This is a genomic window from Streptomyces sp. DH41, from assembly GCF_029813785.1.
Classification (GTDB): Bacteria; Actinomycetota; Actinomycetes; order Streptomycetales; family Streptomycetaceae; genus Streptomyces.
In genome coordinates this window covers 145425-159613 of record NZ_JARVKY010000013.1, presented here as the reverse complement: position 1 = coordinate 159613, position 14189 = coordinate 145425, and the positions used below count along the sequence as shown (strand labels likewise).

At 70.4% G+C, this 14189-nt stretch carries 9 protein-coding genes; 4 read left to right on the top strand and 5 right to left on the bottom strand.

From position 1 onward, the window contains the following. Nucleotides 1–129 precede the first annotated feature (129 nt). Both pepN and QC283_RS22005 read right to left on the bottom strand, forming a co-directional pair. Nucleotides 130–2634: an aminopeptidase N gene (gene pepN / locus QC283_RS22010; RefSeq protein ID WP_279563324.1), complete on the bottom strand. Its 2505-nt coding sequence runs from the start codon at nucleotides 2632–2634 to the stop codon at nucleotides 130–132. 136 nt (nucleotides 2635–2770) lie between these two features. Further along, complete coding sequence (locus tag QC283_RS22005; RefSeq protein WP_279563323.1) at nucleotides 2771–3121, bottom strand: chorismate mutase; 351 nt, start codon at nucleotides 3119–3121, stop codon at nucleotides 2771–2773. Nucleotides 3122–3240: 119 nt separating this feature from the next. Here QC283_RS22005 and QC283_RS22000 point away from each other — a divergent pair, with 119 nt between their 5' ends. Further along, nucleotides 3241–4140, top strand: coding sequence for a hypothetical protein (locus QC283_RS22000; protein WP_279563322.1), 900 nt, complete (start codon nucleotides 3241–3243; stop codon nucleotides 4138–4140). 106 nt (nucleotides 4141–4246) lie between these two features. Next, entirely contained in the window at nucleotides 4247–4882 is a 636-nt protein-coding gene (locus QC283_RS21995) for an SIMPL domain-containing protein (RefSeq protein ID WP_279563321.1), read from the top strand. Nucleotides 4883–4895: 13 nt separating this feature from the next. Here QC283_RS21995 and QC283_RS21990 read toward each other — a convergent pair whose 3' ends face one another. Then, a complete protein-coding gene (locus tag QC283_RS21990) occupies nucleotides 4896–5621 on the bottom strand; it encodes a vWA domain-containing protein (RefSeq protein ID WP_279563320.1) in 726 nt (241 codons plus the stop codon). A gap of 153 nt (nucleotides 5622–5774) precedes the next feature. Here QC283_RS21990 and QC283_RS21985 point away from each other — a divergent pair, with 153 nt between their 5' ends. Next, nucleotides 5775–6704, top strand: a complete 930-nt coding sequence (locus tag QC283_RS21985) for a rhomboid family intramembrane serine protease (RefSeq protein ID WP_279563319.1) — start codon at nucleotides 5775–5777, stop codon at nucleotides 6702–6704. Then, nucleotides 6701–7603, top strand: a complete 903-nt coding sequence (locus QC283_RS21980) for a chitosanase (RefSeq protein ID WP_279563318.1) — start codon at nucleotides 6701–6703, stop codon at nucleotides 7601–7603. Before QC283_RS21985 ends, QC283_RS21980 begins: the two co-directional genes overlap by 4 nt. Nucleotides 7604–7727: 124 nt before the next feature. On the opposite strand, the gene QC283_RS21975 is transcribed toward QC283_RS21980, so the two are convergent. Then, complete coding sequence (locus QC283_RS21975; protein ID WP_279563317.1) at nucleotides 7728–9191, bottom strand: glutamate synthase subunit beta; 1464 nt, start codon at nucleotides 9189–9191, stop codon at nucleotides 7728–7730. Then, nucleotides 9184–13722, bottom strand: coding sequence for a glutamate synthase large subunit (gene gltB / locus QC283_RS21970; RefSeq protein WP_279563316.1), 4539 nt, complete (start codon nucleotides 13720–13722; stop codon nucleotides 9184–9186). Before gltB ends, QC283_RS21975 begins: the two co-directional genes overlap by 8 nt. Nucleotides 13723–14189 lie beyond the last annotated feature (467 nt).

The following is a 14189-nucleotide window of genomic DNA, read 5'->3' as shown; positions in this document are numbered from 1 at the left end:
GGGTGACGGGTGGGCGGGGAGTTCCAGCTTGTACGTGGATGTGCGCGTACGCCCGGACAGCTCAAGATCACTACCCGAAAGGGGTATCCCGGCGGCCGGTCCCGGGTGGGGGGCCGGCCGTGTCGCGGGTCAGTGTGTGTCCGTGTCCGCTTCTCGTACGCGCAGGGCGCGGGCGAGGTCGTCGAGCTGGTCGGCGAGTTTGCGGCGCAGGGCGGGGGTGGGGGCGGCGTCGGTGAGGCATTCCCGGCCGAGGCGCAGGTTGTCGGCGTCGACGGCGTGGGCGGGGAAGGCCCAGCGTCCGGCGGCGTCGGCGATGGCGGGGCCGCGGCGGGCGGCGACGGCGACGGCTTCGGCGTAGTAGCGGGGTACGTAGTCGCGGAGGAGGTCGGCCTGTTCGGGTTGCCAGAAGCCCTTGGCGGTGGCGGTGAACAGGTAGTTGGAGAGGTCGTCGGTGGCGAACATGGTTTCCCAGGCGCGGCTCTTGGCCTCGGGGTCGGGCAGTGCGGCGCGGCAGCGGGCGGCGCCTTCCTGGCCGGTGTCGCTGGGGTCGCGTCGGAGTTCGGCGGTGATGGCCCTCTCGTCGGTGGCGCCGAGGACGGCGAGGCGGGTGAGGATGCGCCAGCGCAGTTCGGGGTCGAGTTCGGGGCCGCCGGGGACGGTGCCGTCGGCGAGCCAGGCGGCGATGGTGTCGGGGTGGGCGGCGGTGGCGACGCGGTGGCGTACGGCGATGAGGCGCAGTCCGGGGTGGTCGCCGTCCTCGGTGCGGCGGATGAGGTCGCGGCACAGGTCGGTGAGGGTGGTGAGGGCGGCGGGCCGCTGCTGGGGGGTGAGGTAGCGGTCGGCGACCTGGGTGGTGGCGAAGGTGAGGACGCCGTCGACGAGGGCGAGGTCGGTTTCGTGGGGGAGGTGGGTGCGGGCGATGTCGAGGTAGGTGGTGGCGGGGAGTTCGCCGTCGCGGACGGCGTCCCTGAGGGCGTTCCAGACGACGGCGCGGGTGAGCGGGTCGGGGAGGCCGGACAGGGCGGCGCGGATGGTTCGGGTGGATTCGGCGTCGAAGCGGATCTTGGCGTAGCTCAGGTCGCCGTCGTTGAGGACGACGAGGGCGGGGCGTTTGCCGATGGGCCGGGGTTCGGTCTGGGGGACGTCGAGGTCGAGGCGTTCGCGCAGGGTGAGGCGGCCTTCGTCGGTGAGGTCCTGGTCGTAGAGGCCGACGGCGATGCGGTGGGGGCGGGTGCCGGTGTGGTCGACGGTGAGTGCGCGGGTGCCGTTGTCGCCGGTGATGTGGGGGGTGAGGGTGTCGACGCCGGTGGTGCGCAGCCAGGCGTCGGCCCAGGCGTGGACGTCGCGGTCGGTGGCGGCGGCGAGGGAGTCGATGAAGTCGGCGAGGGTGGCGTTGGCGAACTTGTGGCGGTCGAAGTGGGTGTTGATGCCGGCGAGGAAGTCTTTTTCGCCGAGCCAGGTGACGAGCTGGCGCAGGGCGGAGGCGCCCTTGGCGTAGGAGATGCCGTCGAAGTTGAGGAGGGCGGAGGCGGTGTCGGGGACGTTCTCGGGGGCGACTGGGTGGGTGGAGGGGCGTTGGTCGGCGTCGTAGCCCCAGGGTTTGCGGGCGACGCCGAAGTCGGTCCAGGTGTCGGTGAATCGGGTGGCTTCGGCGGTGGTCTGGTAGCCCATGTATTCGGCGAAGGACTCGTTGAGCCAGATGTCGTCCCACCACCTGAGGGTGACGAGGTCGCCGAACCACATGTGGGCCATCTCGTGGGCGATGACCATGGCGCGGGTCTGCCGCTGGGTGTCGGTGACGGCGGAGCGGAAGACGAACTCGTCGCGGAAGGTGACCAGGCCGGGGTTCTCCATGGCGCCGGCGTTGAACTCGGGGACGAAGGCCTGGTCGTAGGAGTCGAAGGGGTAGGGCTCGGTGAATTTCTCGTGGTAGCGGTCGAAGCAGGCGCGGGTGACGTCGAGGAGTTCGTCGGCGTCGGCGTCGAGGTGGGGGGCGAGGGAGCGGCGGCAGTGGATGCCGAAGGGCAGGCCGCGGTGTTCGGTGCGTACGGAGTGCCAGGGTCCGGCGGCGACGGCGACGAGGTAGGTGGAGATGACCGGGGTGGTGGCGGCCTTCCAGTGGCCGTCGCCGGTGTGTTCGGTGATGCCGTTGGCGAGGACGGTCCAGCCCTGGGGTGCGGTGACGGTGAGATCGAAGACGGCTTTGAGGTCGGGCTGGTCGAAGGCGGCGAAGACGCGTTGGACGTCGTCCATGAACAGCTGGGTGTAGACGTAGGTCTCGTTGTCGGTGGGGTCGGTGAAGCGGTGCATGCCCTCGCCGGTGCTGGAGTAGCGCATGGCCGCTTCGACGCGCAGTTCGTGCTCGCCGGGGGTGAGGTTCTTCAGTGCCAGCCGGTTCTCGTCCAGGGTGGCCGGGTCGAGGGGGTGTCCGTCCAGGGTGGCGGTGCGCAGCTCGGCGGGCTTGACCTCGACGAAGGTGTCCGTGGTGTCCGTCTGGCCGCGTACGGTGAAGCGGATGACGGTGTGGGAGTCGAAGGTGTCGTCTCCACGGGTCAGGTCGAGGTCGATCGTGTAGTGGTGGACGTCGAGGAGCCGGGCTCGGGTCTGCGCTTCGTCGCGCGTCAGTACGGACATGCACGACATGCTGCCTGATGCGGTGGGCAGGGCACAGGGGCGGATCGGTACGCGGGGTTTGTCCGGGTCATCGCGGTGGCCGGCGTGCTCTCCGGCGCGCGCCCCCGTGGGCGGGGGCGCGGGCGCGCGGGGGTGTTCAGCCGGAGGCGGTGGTCGTGCCGTTGCCGTTGTTCTCCGCGATGCGCTCGTGGTGGTGGATCACTTCGGCGATGATGAAGTTCAGGAATTTCTCGGCGAACGCCGGGTCGAGTTTGGCGTTCTCGGCGAGGGTGCGCAGCCGGCCGATCTGCTTGGCCTCACGGGCCGGGTCGGCGGGCGGCAGCTGGTGGCGGGCCTTGAGGTGGCCGACCTGCTGGGTGCATTTGAAGCGCTCGGCGAGCATGTGGACGACGGCCGCGTCGATGTTGTCGATACTGTCCCGCAGCCGGGCCAGTTCCTCGCGGACGGCGGGGTCGACGGCACCGGTACCGGTGTTGCTGGTGGTCATGACCGTCCACCCTACGGGCGGATCCGGGGGCGTCGCAGACTGTCTCAGGCGCTGAACGCCCGGTGGCCCGGCTCTCCTCGTACAGTGGGAGGAGGCTTCGGGCGTCTTGGGGGTCGGGCGTGGCGAACGGCGGACCGGTCGAGCACGGTTTTCCGCACCTGGAGACGGTGCGGGCGGCCGTCACCGCGCTGTACAGACGGTTGTCGTACGACACGGTGCGGTCGTTCTCGGCCAGTGTGGTGCCGGCCGACGTGGCGTTCTGTGACGCGGACGATCTGTATCTGGGCGCGCAGCGGGTGGCGCGCGAGCTGGTGCGTCACTACCGTCTGCCCGATGCCCGGATGATCGTCTCGTTCCGGGAGATGACGCATGCGGCGAGTGTGGAGCTGGCGGCGGGGCCCGAGTACTTCATCGAGTTGAACGACCGGTTCCGGACGCATCGCCGGGACATCGGCGCGGCCCTCGCGCACGAGGTGATGCACGTGTATCTGCATCGTCTCGATCTGTCTTTCGCCGGTACCCGGGACAACGAGATCCTGACGGACACGGCGACGGCGTATCTGGGCGCCGGCTGGCTGCTGCTGGACGCCTACCGGGAGGACGCGGCGTCGTCGCAGAAGCTGGGGTATCTGACGCCGGAGGAGTTCGGGTACGTGCTGGCCAAGCGGGCGTTGGTGTTCGGTGAGGATCCGTCGGTGTGGTTCACCAGTCCGCAGGCCTACACGGCGTACGTCAAGGGGATGGACCGGGCGCGCCGGGACGAGCGGCAGCCGCCGCTCACGGCGGCCGGCTGGGCGGGCCGGCGCCGTTATGCCCGGGATCGCCGTCACGCCCAGGATCCGCACGCCGCGGTGGTCCTGGCCGCGGACGGGCCGTATTCCTTCACGCCGGGCGGGCGCGAGTCGCTGCGGGTGTCGTTTCCCTGTCCGACGTGTCATCAGCGGATCAGGGTGCCGGTGCGGGGGCGGGTGCGGGCGCGGTGCGGGCTGTGCCGGACGGTGCTGGAGTGCGACACGTAGGCAGGCGCATGGACCGGCACACGGACTGACGCGTGTGCGTGGACTGGTGCGTGGACCGGCATGGGCCGGGTGAACGGTGCTTCAATGCCCCGATGACGGAGGCGATATGACGGAGACGATCAGGGAGCCCTGGGGGCTCAGTGTGTTCGGTGCGGGCAGTGTGCGGGTGGAGCCGCAGCTGGTGCGGGTGAGGCTGGCGGTGGACGTGCTGGAGCCCGCGCCGGACCGGGCTTTCCAGGAGGCGGGCGCGGCCGTGTCGCGACTGCGCGACGTGTTGCGCCGGCACGGGGTGGCGGATGCCTCGGTCTCGGGCTCCCGGCTCAGGCTCAGCTCGGAGTACGACGGCTACGGCGGCGAGCGGACGTTCGCCGGCTATCGCTGTCAGGCTTCGTACTCCGTGGAGTCCGGGGCGCTGGACGGCCTCCAGCAGTTGATCGTGGACGCGGTCGACGCGGGCGCGCACCGGATCGACGATGTGGAGTTCGACGTGCACGACAAGCCGGCGATGCGCGACGAGGCGCGCCGCAGGGCGGTGGCCGCCGCCCGGCGCAAGGCCGAGGTGTACACGGAGGCGGCGGGTGTGCGGCTGGGCGCGGTGGTGCACATCCAGGACGTGGACGCCGAGTCCTTCGTCCGGTATCGCGGTCACGGCGGCGGGGGCGGCGGTTCGGCCGGTGATCTGGCGCCGGGGATGGTGGAGGTGTCGGCGGGTGTGGTGCTGGGGTACGCGCTGACGCGCTGACCCGCCGCCGGGTTCAGGAGGGCCGCACGATGCCCTGGGCGCGTGCGGCCACCAGCCACTTGGGGAATTCGCCCAGCAGTCGGTCGTACAGCTCGGCGTCGGTGAGCTTCTTCGGGTCGCGGCCGGCGTGGAAGAAGCCGGCGTTGTCGACGACCCGGGTGGCCGGGACGGCGAGGTCGTCGAGTTTGCGCAGGTAGTCGAACTGGCGGCTGTCCGGGTCGCCGAAGCCGACGAACTGCCAGAACAGGGGCAGGGGTGCCGCCTTGCACAGGTACCGCTGGGCGGCGAGCCGGTTGACGGGGCCGCCGTCGGTCTGGAAGACGACCAGGGCGGGGTGGCGGGCGCCGCTGTCGAGGTAGTGGTCGATGACGGCGTCCATGGCCAGGTGGTAGCTGGTCTTGCCCATGTGTCCGAGGCCGGCCACGATCCGGTCGATCCGTCCCCGGTGGTCGGCGAGGGCGATGTCGGTGACGGCGTCGACGTCCGTGGAGAAGAACACCACCGGTACGGTGCCGTCGTCGTCGAGGTGGGCGGACAGCCCGAGCACCCGGTCGGCGAGCGCCTGCACGCTGCCGTCCTTGTAGTACGGCTTCATCGACCCGGAGTAGTCGACGACGAGGTAGACCGCCGCCCGGGTGTCCTCCAGCGCGTGCTTGCTCAGTGACACTCCGGCGCTCTTGTACAGATCGACCAGCGCGGGCGCCGTCTCCTGGATCTTGGTGAGACTGATCGCGGCCATGTGGACTCCCCCGTCACCCCTGGACTTGCGGCATTTGGCTGCCGAGGTTACGGCACCGCGCACCCCGCCTCTCAGCTCGTCCACAGGCATTCGCTATTTTGTTCGCCGCCGTCCCCACCGGCTCACCGTCCGTCCAGTCCCGAGGAGCCGGCCGTGGATTCCGAGTCCACCGTCACCACCTGCTACCGCCATCCCGCGGTGGAGTGCCATGTCCGCTGCACCCGCTGCGAGCGCCACATCTGCCCCGACTGCATGCGCGAGGCGTCCGTGGGTCACCACTGCCCCGAGTGCGTGAAGGAGGGCGCGCGGTCGGTCCGGCAGGCCCGGACGATCGTCGGCGGGCGGGTCTCGACGACGCCTGTGGTGACGTACGTGCTGATCGGGCTGAACGTGCTCGCGTATCTGGCGGAGGTGGTGCGGCCGGAGATCGTGGACCGGTTCGCCATGGTCGGTGCGCGGCTGGTCGGTCCGGACGGTGGCTACTACGTCTACCAGGACGTGCTCCCGGACGGCTTCCGCGCCGAGGGGGTCGCCGCCGGTGAGTGGGAGCGGATGATCACCAGTTCCTTCCTCCATCTGCAGCCCACCGAGGGCACGTTCGGCCTGCTGCATATCGTGATGAACATGGTCGCTCTGTGGCAACTGGGGCGTGTGGTGGAGCCTATGCTCGGCCGCGTCCGTCTTGCCGTGCTGTACTTGCTGTCATCGCTCGGTGGTTCGGTTCTCGAACTGTTGCTCACCGATCCCGGTCAGTTCTCGGTCGGCGCCTCCGGCGGGATCTTCGGACTGGGAGCCGCCTACTACGTACTGGCCCGCCGGGTCGGCGCGGACATGGCCTCCGTCAACCGATTCATGGCGTTCCTGCTGCTGTGGCTGGTGGTGTCCGCCGGGCTCACCTCCTGGCAGGGCCATCTCGGCGGGCTGCTGGTGGGTGGCGTGGTGGCCCTGGCGTACGCGTACGCGCCCCGGGACGGGCGGCGGGTGGCGGTGCAGGCGGGTGTGTGCGCGGGGCTGGTGGTGCTGCTGGCGGTGACGGCGGCGGTCAAGGTGTCGGAACTGACAGGCGGAGGTATTCCCCTATGAAACGTGCCGGTGTGCTGCTCCTCGCGGCCGTTCCCGTGATCGCCACGGGGGTGTACTTCGTGATGCCGACGGACTCGGCCGACGCGCCGGTGACGCCGCCCGTGGCCACCACGCAGTCGTCGCGTGAGGACGCCAAGAGCCGGGCGGAGGAGGAGCGGGCGGCGGACGACGCGCTGATCGCCGACCTGCCCGCGGGGCTCGCCGCTCCCGCGAAGAAGGAGCTGGCCCAGCAGCTGGTGTCCAGCGCCGAGAACTCGACCACGAAGTGGCGTACCTCCTACGGCACCATCGAGGATCTCGGCGACGGGTGCGGCTACACGGCGGGCATCATCGGTTTCTGCACCGGTACGCACGACCTGCTCACCCTGGTCGAGCGCTATACCGAGGCCCACCCGGACAACGGGCTGGCGACGTACCTGCCCGCCCTGCGCGAGGTGGACGGCAGCGACTCCCACGAGGGTCTCGACCCCGGTTTCACAGCCGCCTGGCAGGCGGAGGCCAAGCTTCCGGCGTTCCGCGAGGCGCAGGAGGAGGAGCGCGACCGCGTCTACTTCGAGCCGGCCGTGCGCCTGGCCAAGCTGGACGGCCTCGGCACGCTGGGCCAGTTCGTCTACTTCGACGCGATGGTCTTCCACGGTCCCGACACGGACGCCGGGGGCTTCTACGGGCTGCGTGAGGAGGCCATGCGGAAGGCGAGGACGCCGGGCCAGGGCGGCACCGAGAAGGCCTACCTGAAGACCTTCCTGGACGTCCGCCGGGACGCCATGCGGGCGAAGCGTCCGGGCATCGACACCTCCCGTGTCGACACGGCGCAGCGCCGCTTCCTGGAGGCCGGGAACCTGAAGCTGGACACACCGCTGGTGTGGGAGATGTACGGGGAGACGTACCGGCTGCCGTAGGGGCGGATGCGACGGCGCCTGCCCTTTGTCCGGTCGGGGACGGGGCAGGCGCCATCAGTGTTCCGCACGCCTTTGTGCGGGACGTTCTTCGGTTGTTCCGTCCGTCGGACGGTTGTCCCGTCCGTCAGACCGCGAGGGCGCGGTCCGTCGGGCGGATCGGGGCCGGCAGTTCGCTGGCTCCGGTCAGGAAGCTGTCGGCGCCGCGGGCGGCCGAGCGGCCCTCCGCGATCGCCCAGACGATGAGCGACTGGCCGCGGCCGGCGTCACCGGCGACGAACACACCCGGCACGTTGGTCTGGAAGTCGGCGTCCCGGGCGATGTTACCCCGTGCGTCGAGTTCCAGGCCGAACTGGTCGACCAGTCCGTTCTCCCGGTCGGTGCCGGTGAAGCCCATGGCGAGGGTGACCAGCTGGGCGGGGATCTTGCGCTCGGTGCCCGGCTTCGGGGTGAGCTTGCCGTCGATGAACTCGACCTCGCTCATGTGCAGCCACTGGACGTTGCCGTCCTCGTCGCCCTCGAAGTGGGTGGTGGAGACGGCGTAGACCCGCTCGCCGCCCTCCTCGTGTGCCGAGGTGACCTTGTAGAGCATGGGGAAGGTCGGCCAGGGCTGGGCGACCGGGTTCCGCTCCTCGCCGGGGCGGGGCATGATCTCCAGCTGGGTGACGGAGGCCGCGCCCTGGCGGTGGGCGGTGCCCACGCAGTCGGCGCCGGTGTCGCCGCCGCCGATGACGACGACGTGCTTGCCCTCGGCGGAGATCGGCGGGGCGACGTAGTCACCCTCCTGGACCTTGTTGGCCAGGGGGAGGTACTCCATGGCCTGGTAGATGCCCTGGAGCTCGCGGCCGGGGACCGGCAGGTCGCGGGCGGTGGTGGCGCCGGCGGCGATGACGACGGCGTCGTAGCGCTTCTTCAGGTCGGTGGCCTTGAGGTCGCGGCCGATCTCGACACCGGTGCGGAAGCGGGTGCCCTCCGCGCGCATCTGCTCGATACGGCGGTTGATGTGCCGCTTCTCCATCTTGAACTCGGGGATGCCGTAGCGCAGGAGGCCTCCGACGCGGTCCGCGCGCTCGTAGACGGCGACGGTGTGGCCGGCCCGGGTGAGCTGCTGGGCGGCGGCGAGACCGGCCGGGCCGGAGCCGATGACGGCGACGGTCTTGCCGGACAGGCGCTCGGGGATCTGCGGGGCGACGTCCCCGGTCTCCCACGCCTTGTCGATGATGGAGACCTCGACGTTCTTGATGGTGACCGGCGGCTGGTTGATGCCGAGGACACACGCCGACTCGCACGGAGCCGGGCACAGGCGGCCGGTGAACTCCGGGAAGTTGTTGGTGGCGTGCAGGCGTTCCTGCGCGGCCTGCCAGTCCTCGCGGTAGGCGTAGTCGTTCCACTCGGGGATCAGGTTCCCGAGCGGGCAGCCGTTGTGGCAGAACGGGATGCCGCAGTCCATGCACCGGCTGGCCTGCTTGCTGATGATCGGCAGCAGGGAACCGGGGACGTAGACCTCGTTCCAGTCCTTGACGCGCTCGTCGACGGGGCGGGTCTGGGCGACCTCGCGTCCGTGGTTCAGGAAGCCCTTGGGATCAGCCATTGGTCGCCGCCTCCATCATCTTCTCGGTGGTCTCGGTCTCGGAGAGACCGGCTCGCTCGGCGGCGTCCTTGGCGGCGAGCACTGCCTTGTACGTGCTGGGGATGATCTTGCTGAAGCGCTCCACGGCGGTGGGCCACTCGGCGAGCAGCTTCTCGGCGACGGTCGAGCCCGTCTCCTCCCGGTGGCGGCGCACGACGTCGTGCAGCCACTGCCGGTCGGTGTCGTCGAGTGCCTCGATCGCGCCGACGTTGCCGGCGTTGACGTTGTCCCGGTCGAGGTCGATGACGTAGGCGACGCCGCCGGACATGCCGGCCGCGAAGTTGCGTCCGGTCTCGCCGAGGACGACCGCGTGGCCGCCGGTCATGTACTCGCAGCCGTGGTCGCCGACGCCCTCGGAGACGACCAGCGCGCCGGAGTTGCGGACGCAGAAGCGCTCGCCGACCTTGCCGCGCAGGAACATCTCGCCGCCGGTGGCGCCGTAGCCGATGGTGTTGCCGGCGATGGTGGAGTACTCGGCGAGGTGGTCGGCGCCCCGGTCGGGGCGGACGATCACACGGCCGCCGGAGAGGCCCTTGCCGACGTAGTCGTTGGCGTCGCCCTCCAGGCGCAGCGTGATGCCGCGCGGGACGAAGGCGCCGAAGGACTGGCCGGCGGAGCCGGTGAAGGTGATGTCGACGGTGTCGTCGGGCAGGCCCGCGCCGCCGAACTTCTTCGTGATCTCGTGGCCGAGCATGGTGCCGACGGTGCGGTTGATGTTGCGGATCGCGACCTGGGCGCGTACCGGCGCGGCCTCGGTGGCGTCGGCGCCGGCGAGCGCGTCGGAGGCGAGCTTGATCAGCTGGTTGTCGAGCGCCTTCTCCAGGCCGTGGTCCTGGTCGACGGCCTGGTGGCGCACCGCGCCCTCGGGCAGCGCGGGCACGTGGAAGAGCGGCTCGAGGTCGAGGCCCTGTGCCTTCCAGTGGTGCACGGCGCGGGTGACGTCGAGGGTCTCGGCCTGGCCGACGGCTTCCTCGATGGTGCGGAAGCCCAGCTCGGCGAGGATCTCGCGGACCTCCTCGGCGATGAACCGGAAGAAGTTCACGATGTACTCGGCCTTGCCGGAGAACCGGTCGCGCAGGACCGGGTTCTGGGTGGCGATGCCGACCGGGCAGGTGTCGAGGTGGCAGACGCGCATCATGACGCAGCCGGAGACGACGAGCGGCGCGGTCGCGAAACCGAACTCCTCGGCGCCGAGGAGGGCGGCGATGACGACGTCGCGGCCGGTCTTGAGCTGGCCGTCGGTCTGTACGACGATCCGGTCGCGCAGGCCGTTGAGCAGCAGGGTCTGCTGGGTCTCGGCGAGGCCGAGCTCCCAGGGGCCGCCGGCGTGCTTGAGACTCGTCAGGGGCGAGGCGCCGGTGCCGCCGTCGTGGCCGGAGATGAGGACGACGTCCGCGTGCGCCTTGGACACGCCCGCCGCGACCGTGCCGACGCCGACCTCGGAGACCAGCTTGACGTGAATCCGCGCCTGCGGGTTCGCGTTCTTCAGGTCGTGGATCAGCTGCGCCAGGTCCTCGATGGAGTAGATGTCGTGGTGCGGGGGCGGGGAGATCAGGCCGACGCCGGGGGTGGAGTGCCGGGTCTTGGCGACCCACGGGTAGACCTTGTGGCCGGGCAGCTGGCCGCCCTCGCCGGGCTTGGCGCCCTGGGCCATCTTGATCTGGATGTCGTCGGCGTTGACCAGGTACTCGGAGGTGACACCGAAGCGGCCGGAGGCGACCTGCTTGATCGAGGAGCGGCGCGCCGGGTCGTACAGGCGCTCCGGGTCCTCGCCGCCCTCACCGGTGTTGGACTTGCCGCCCAGCTGGTTCATGGCGATGGCGAGGGTCTCGTGCGCCTCCTGGGAGATGGAGCCGTACGACATGGCGCCGGTGGAGAAGCGCTTGACGATCTCGGAGACGGGCTCGACCTCGTCGAGAGGGATCGGCTGCCGGTCGCTCTTGAAGCCGAACAGGCCGCGCAGCGTCATCAGCCGCTCGGACTGCTCGTTCACGCGCTCGGTGTACTTCTTGAAGATGTCGTACTCGCCGGAGCGCGTGGAGTGCTGGAGGCGGAAGACCGTCTCCGGGTCGAACAGGTGCGGTTCGCCCTCGCGGCGCCACTGGTACTCGCCGCCGATGTCGAGCGCGCGGTGGGCGGGCGCGATGCCGCTGGCCGGGTAGGCCTTGGCGTGGCGGGCGGCGACCTCCTTGGCGACGACGTCGATGCCGACGCCGCCGATCTTGGTGGCGGTGCCGTTGAAGTACTTCGCGACGAAGGCCTCGTCGAGGCCGACGGCCTCGAAGACCTGGGCGCCGCGGTAGGAGGCGACGGTGGAGATGCCCATCTTGGACATGACCTTGAGGACGCCCTTGCCGAGGGCGTGGATCAGGTTCCGGATGGCCTGCTCGGGCTCGGCGCCGGGCAGGAAGGTGCCCGCGCGGACCAGGTCCTCGACGGACTCCATGGCCAGGTAGGGGTTGACGGCGGCGGCGCCGTAACCGATGAGCAGGGCGACGTGGTGGACCTCGCGGACGTCGCCGGCCTCGACGAGCAGGCCCACCTGGGTGCGCTGCTTGGTGCGGATGAGGTGGTGGTGGACGGCCGCGGTGAGCAGCAGCGAGGGGATCGGCGCGTGCTCGGCGTCCGAGTGGCGGTCGGACAGGACGATCAGCCGGGCGCCGTTCTCGATGGCGGCGTCGGCCTCGGCGCAGATCTCCTCTATGCGCGCGGCCAGGCTGTCGCCGCCGCCGTGCACCCGGTAGAGGCCGGAAAGGGTCGCGGCCTTGAAGCCGGGCATGTCGCCGTCGGCGTTGATGTGGATGAGCTTGGCCAGCTCGTCGTTGTCGATGACCGGGAAGGGCAGCAGGACGGTGCGGCAGGAGGCGGCCGTCGGGTCGAGCAGGTTGCCCTGGGGGCCCAGCGAGGAGCGCAGGGAGGTGACCAGTTCCTCGCGGATCGCGTCCAGCGGCGGGTTGGTGACCTGTGCGAACAGCTGGGTGAAGTAGTCGAAGAGCAGCCGGGGGCGGTCGGAGAGCGCGGCGATCGGCGAGTCGGTGCCCATGGAGCCGATCGGCTCGGCGCCGGCCTTGGCCATCGGCGCGAGGATGACGCGCAGCTCCTCCTCGGTGTATCCGAAGGTCTGCTGGCGGCGGGTGACCGAGGCGTGGGTGTGCACGATGTGCTCGCGCTCGGGCAGGTCGGACAGCTCGATCTCGCCGGCCTCGATCCACTCGGCGTACGGCTCCTCCGCCGCGAGCTGGGCCTTGATCTCGTCGTCCTCGATGATGCGGTGCTCGGCGGTGTCCACGAGGAACATGCGGCCGGGCTGGAGGCGGCCCTTGCGGACGACCTTGGCCGGGTCGATGTCGAGGACGCCGACCTCGGAGCCGAGGACGACGAGGCCGTCGTCGGTGACCCAGTAGCGGCCGGGGCGCAGGCCGTTGCGGTCGAGTACGGCGCCGACCTGGGTGCCGTCGGTGAAGGTGACGCAGGCGGGGCCGTCCCAGGGCTCCATCATCGTGGAGTGGAACTGGTAGAAGGCGCGCCGGGCGGCGTCCATGGAGTCGTGGTTCTCCCACGCCTCCGGGATCATCATCAGCACGGAGTGCGGCAGGGAGCGTCCGCCGAGGTGCAGCAGTTCCAGGACCTCGTCGAAGGAGGCGGAGTCGGAGGCGTCCGGCGTGCAGATCGGGAAGATCCGCTCCAGGTCCGGGGACGAGCCGAACAGTCCGGAGGCGAGCTGGGACTCGCGGGCGACCATCCAGTTGCGGTTGCCCTTGACCGTGTTGATCTCGCCGTTGTGCGCGACGAAGCGGTACGGGTGGGCGAGCGGCCAGGCCGGGAAGGTGTTCGTCGAGAACCGGGAGTGCACGAGCGCGATCGCGGAGGCGAAGCGGCGGTCGGACAGGTCCGGGAAGAAGGGCTCCAGCTGGCCGGTGGTCAGCATGCCCTTGTAGACGATGGTCCGCGCGGACAGCGACGGGAAGTAGACGCCGACCTCGCGTTCGGCGCGCTTGCGCAGCGCGAAGGCGCGGCGGTCGAGGGCGATGCCCTGCGACTCGCCGTCGGCCACGAAGATCTGGCGGAAGACCGGCATGGTCGAGCGGGCGGTGGCGCCCAGCATCTGCGGGGCGACCGGGACCTCGCGCCAGCCGAGGACGGTGAGGCCCTCCTCGGTCGCGATCGTCTCGATGCGCGAGACGGCGTCCTCGGTGTCGTCCACCGGCAGGAAGGCGATACCGACGGCGTACGCCCCGGCCTCGGGCAGCTCGAATCCGGCCACTTCGCGGAAGAAGGCGTCGGGCACCTGGGAGAGGATGCCCGCGCCGTCGCCGGAGTCGGGCTCGGAGCCGGTGGCGCCACGGTGTTCCAGGTTGCGCAGCACGGTGAGCGCCTGGTCGACCAGGGCGTGGGACGCCTCGCCGGTGAGGGTGGCGACGAATCCGACGCCGCAGGCGTCGTGCTCGTTGCGGGGGTCGTACATACCCTGCGCGGCAGGGCGAGCATCCATGAAGGACCAGTTCTGGCCATTCGCGGAATGCTGGGACGGCTGGCGCGGCGTACGCATCGGCTCTCCCGTCGTCGTCATCTGGCTGGGGGCGCCTCCCAGGGCCTGGTGGCGCCGGGGGAGCGAGTGCCGAGGGACGACGCTGGCCCTCTGCTTGAGTGCAAAATTTGGTGCAGGTTACATGATGGAGCGGTTCTCGCAAAGCGGGATATTCCGTTCCAGCATGCGGACACCGAGGGGGTCGCGGCGGTCCCGGAGGGGTACCGCGCCCGGCGGTGGAGGCTGGGGTGTGCCTGTGGTGACCGAGGGGGACAGATCGATGTCCGTCGGTGCGGGGGGGGGCGCGGAGGAAGCGTCGTCGCTCACTCCGCGAATGCGCGGCAGGCTTCATTGCCTACAGCGCTTACGGCTCATGCCCGGGGATCACGCACTCGAAACCAGCGAGTAACGGCTACTTATGCGGACTGCCG

What these genes read in the sequence shown, in the direction of transcription:
- QC283_RS21980 (WP_279563318.1), top strand. Translation starts at nt 6,701, where the DNA reads ATGAAACGTGCCGGTGTGCTGCTCCTCGCGGCCGTTCCCGTGATCGCC.
- QC283_RS22005 (WP_279563323.1), bottom strand. Translation starts at nt 3,121, where the DNA reads ATGACCACCAGCAACACCGGTACCGGTGCCGTCGACCCCGCCGTCCGC.
- QC283_RS21975 (WP_279563317.1), bottom strand. Translation starts at nt 9,191, where the DNA reads ATGGCTGATCCCAAGGGCTTCCTGAACCACGGACGCGAGGTCGCCCAG.
- QC283_RS21995 (WP_279563321.1), top strand. Translation starts at nt 4,247, where the DNA reads ATGACGGAGACGATCAGGGAGCCCTGGGGGCTCAGTGTGTTCGGTGCG.
- QC283_RS21990 (WP_279563320.1), bottom strand. Translation starts at nt 5,621, where the DNA reads ATGGCCGCGATCAGTCTCACCAAGATCCAGGAGACGGCGCCCGCGCTG.
- gltB (WP_279563316.1), bottom strand. Translation starts at nt 13,722, where the DNA reads ATGGATGCTCGCCCTGCCGCGCAGGGTATGTACGACCCCCGCAACGAG.
- pepN (WP_279563324.1), bottom strand. Translation starts at nt 2,634, where the DNA reads ATGTCCGTACTGACGCGCGACGAAGCGCAGACCCGAGCCCGGCTCCTC.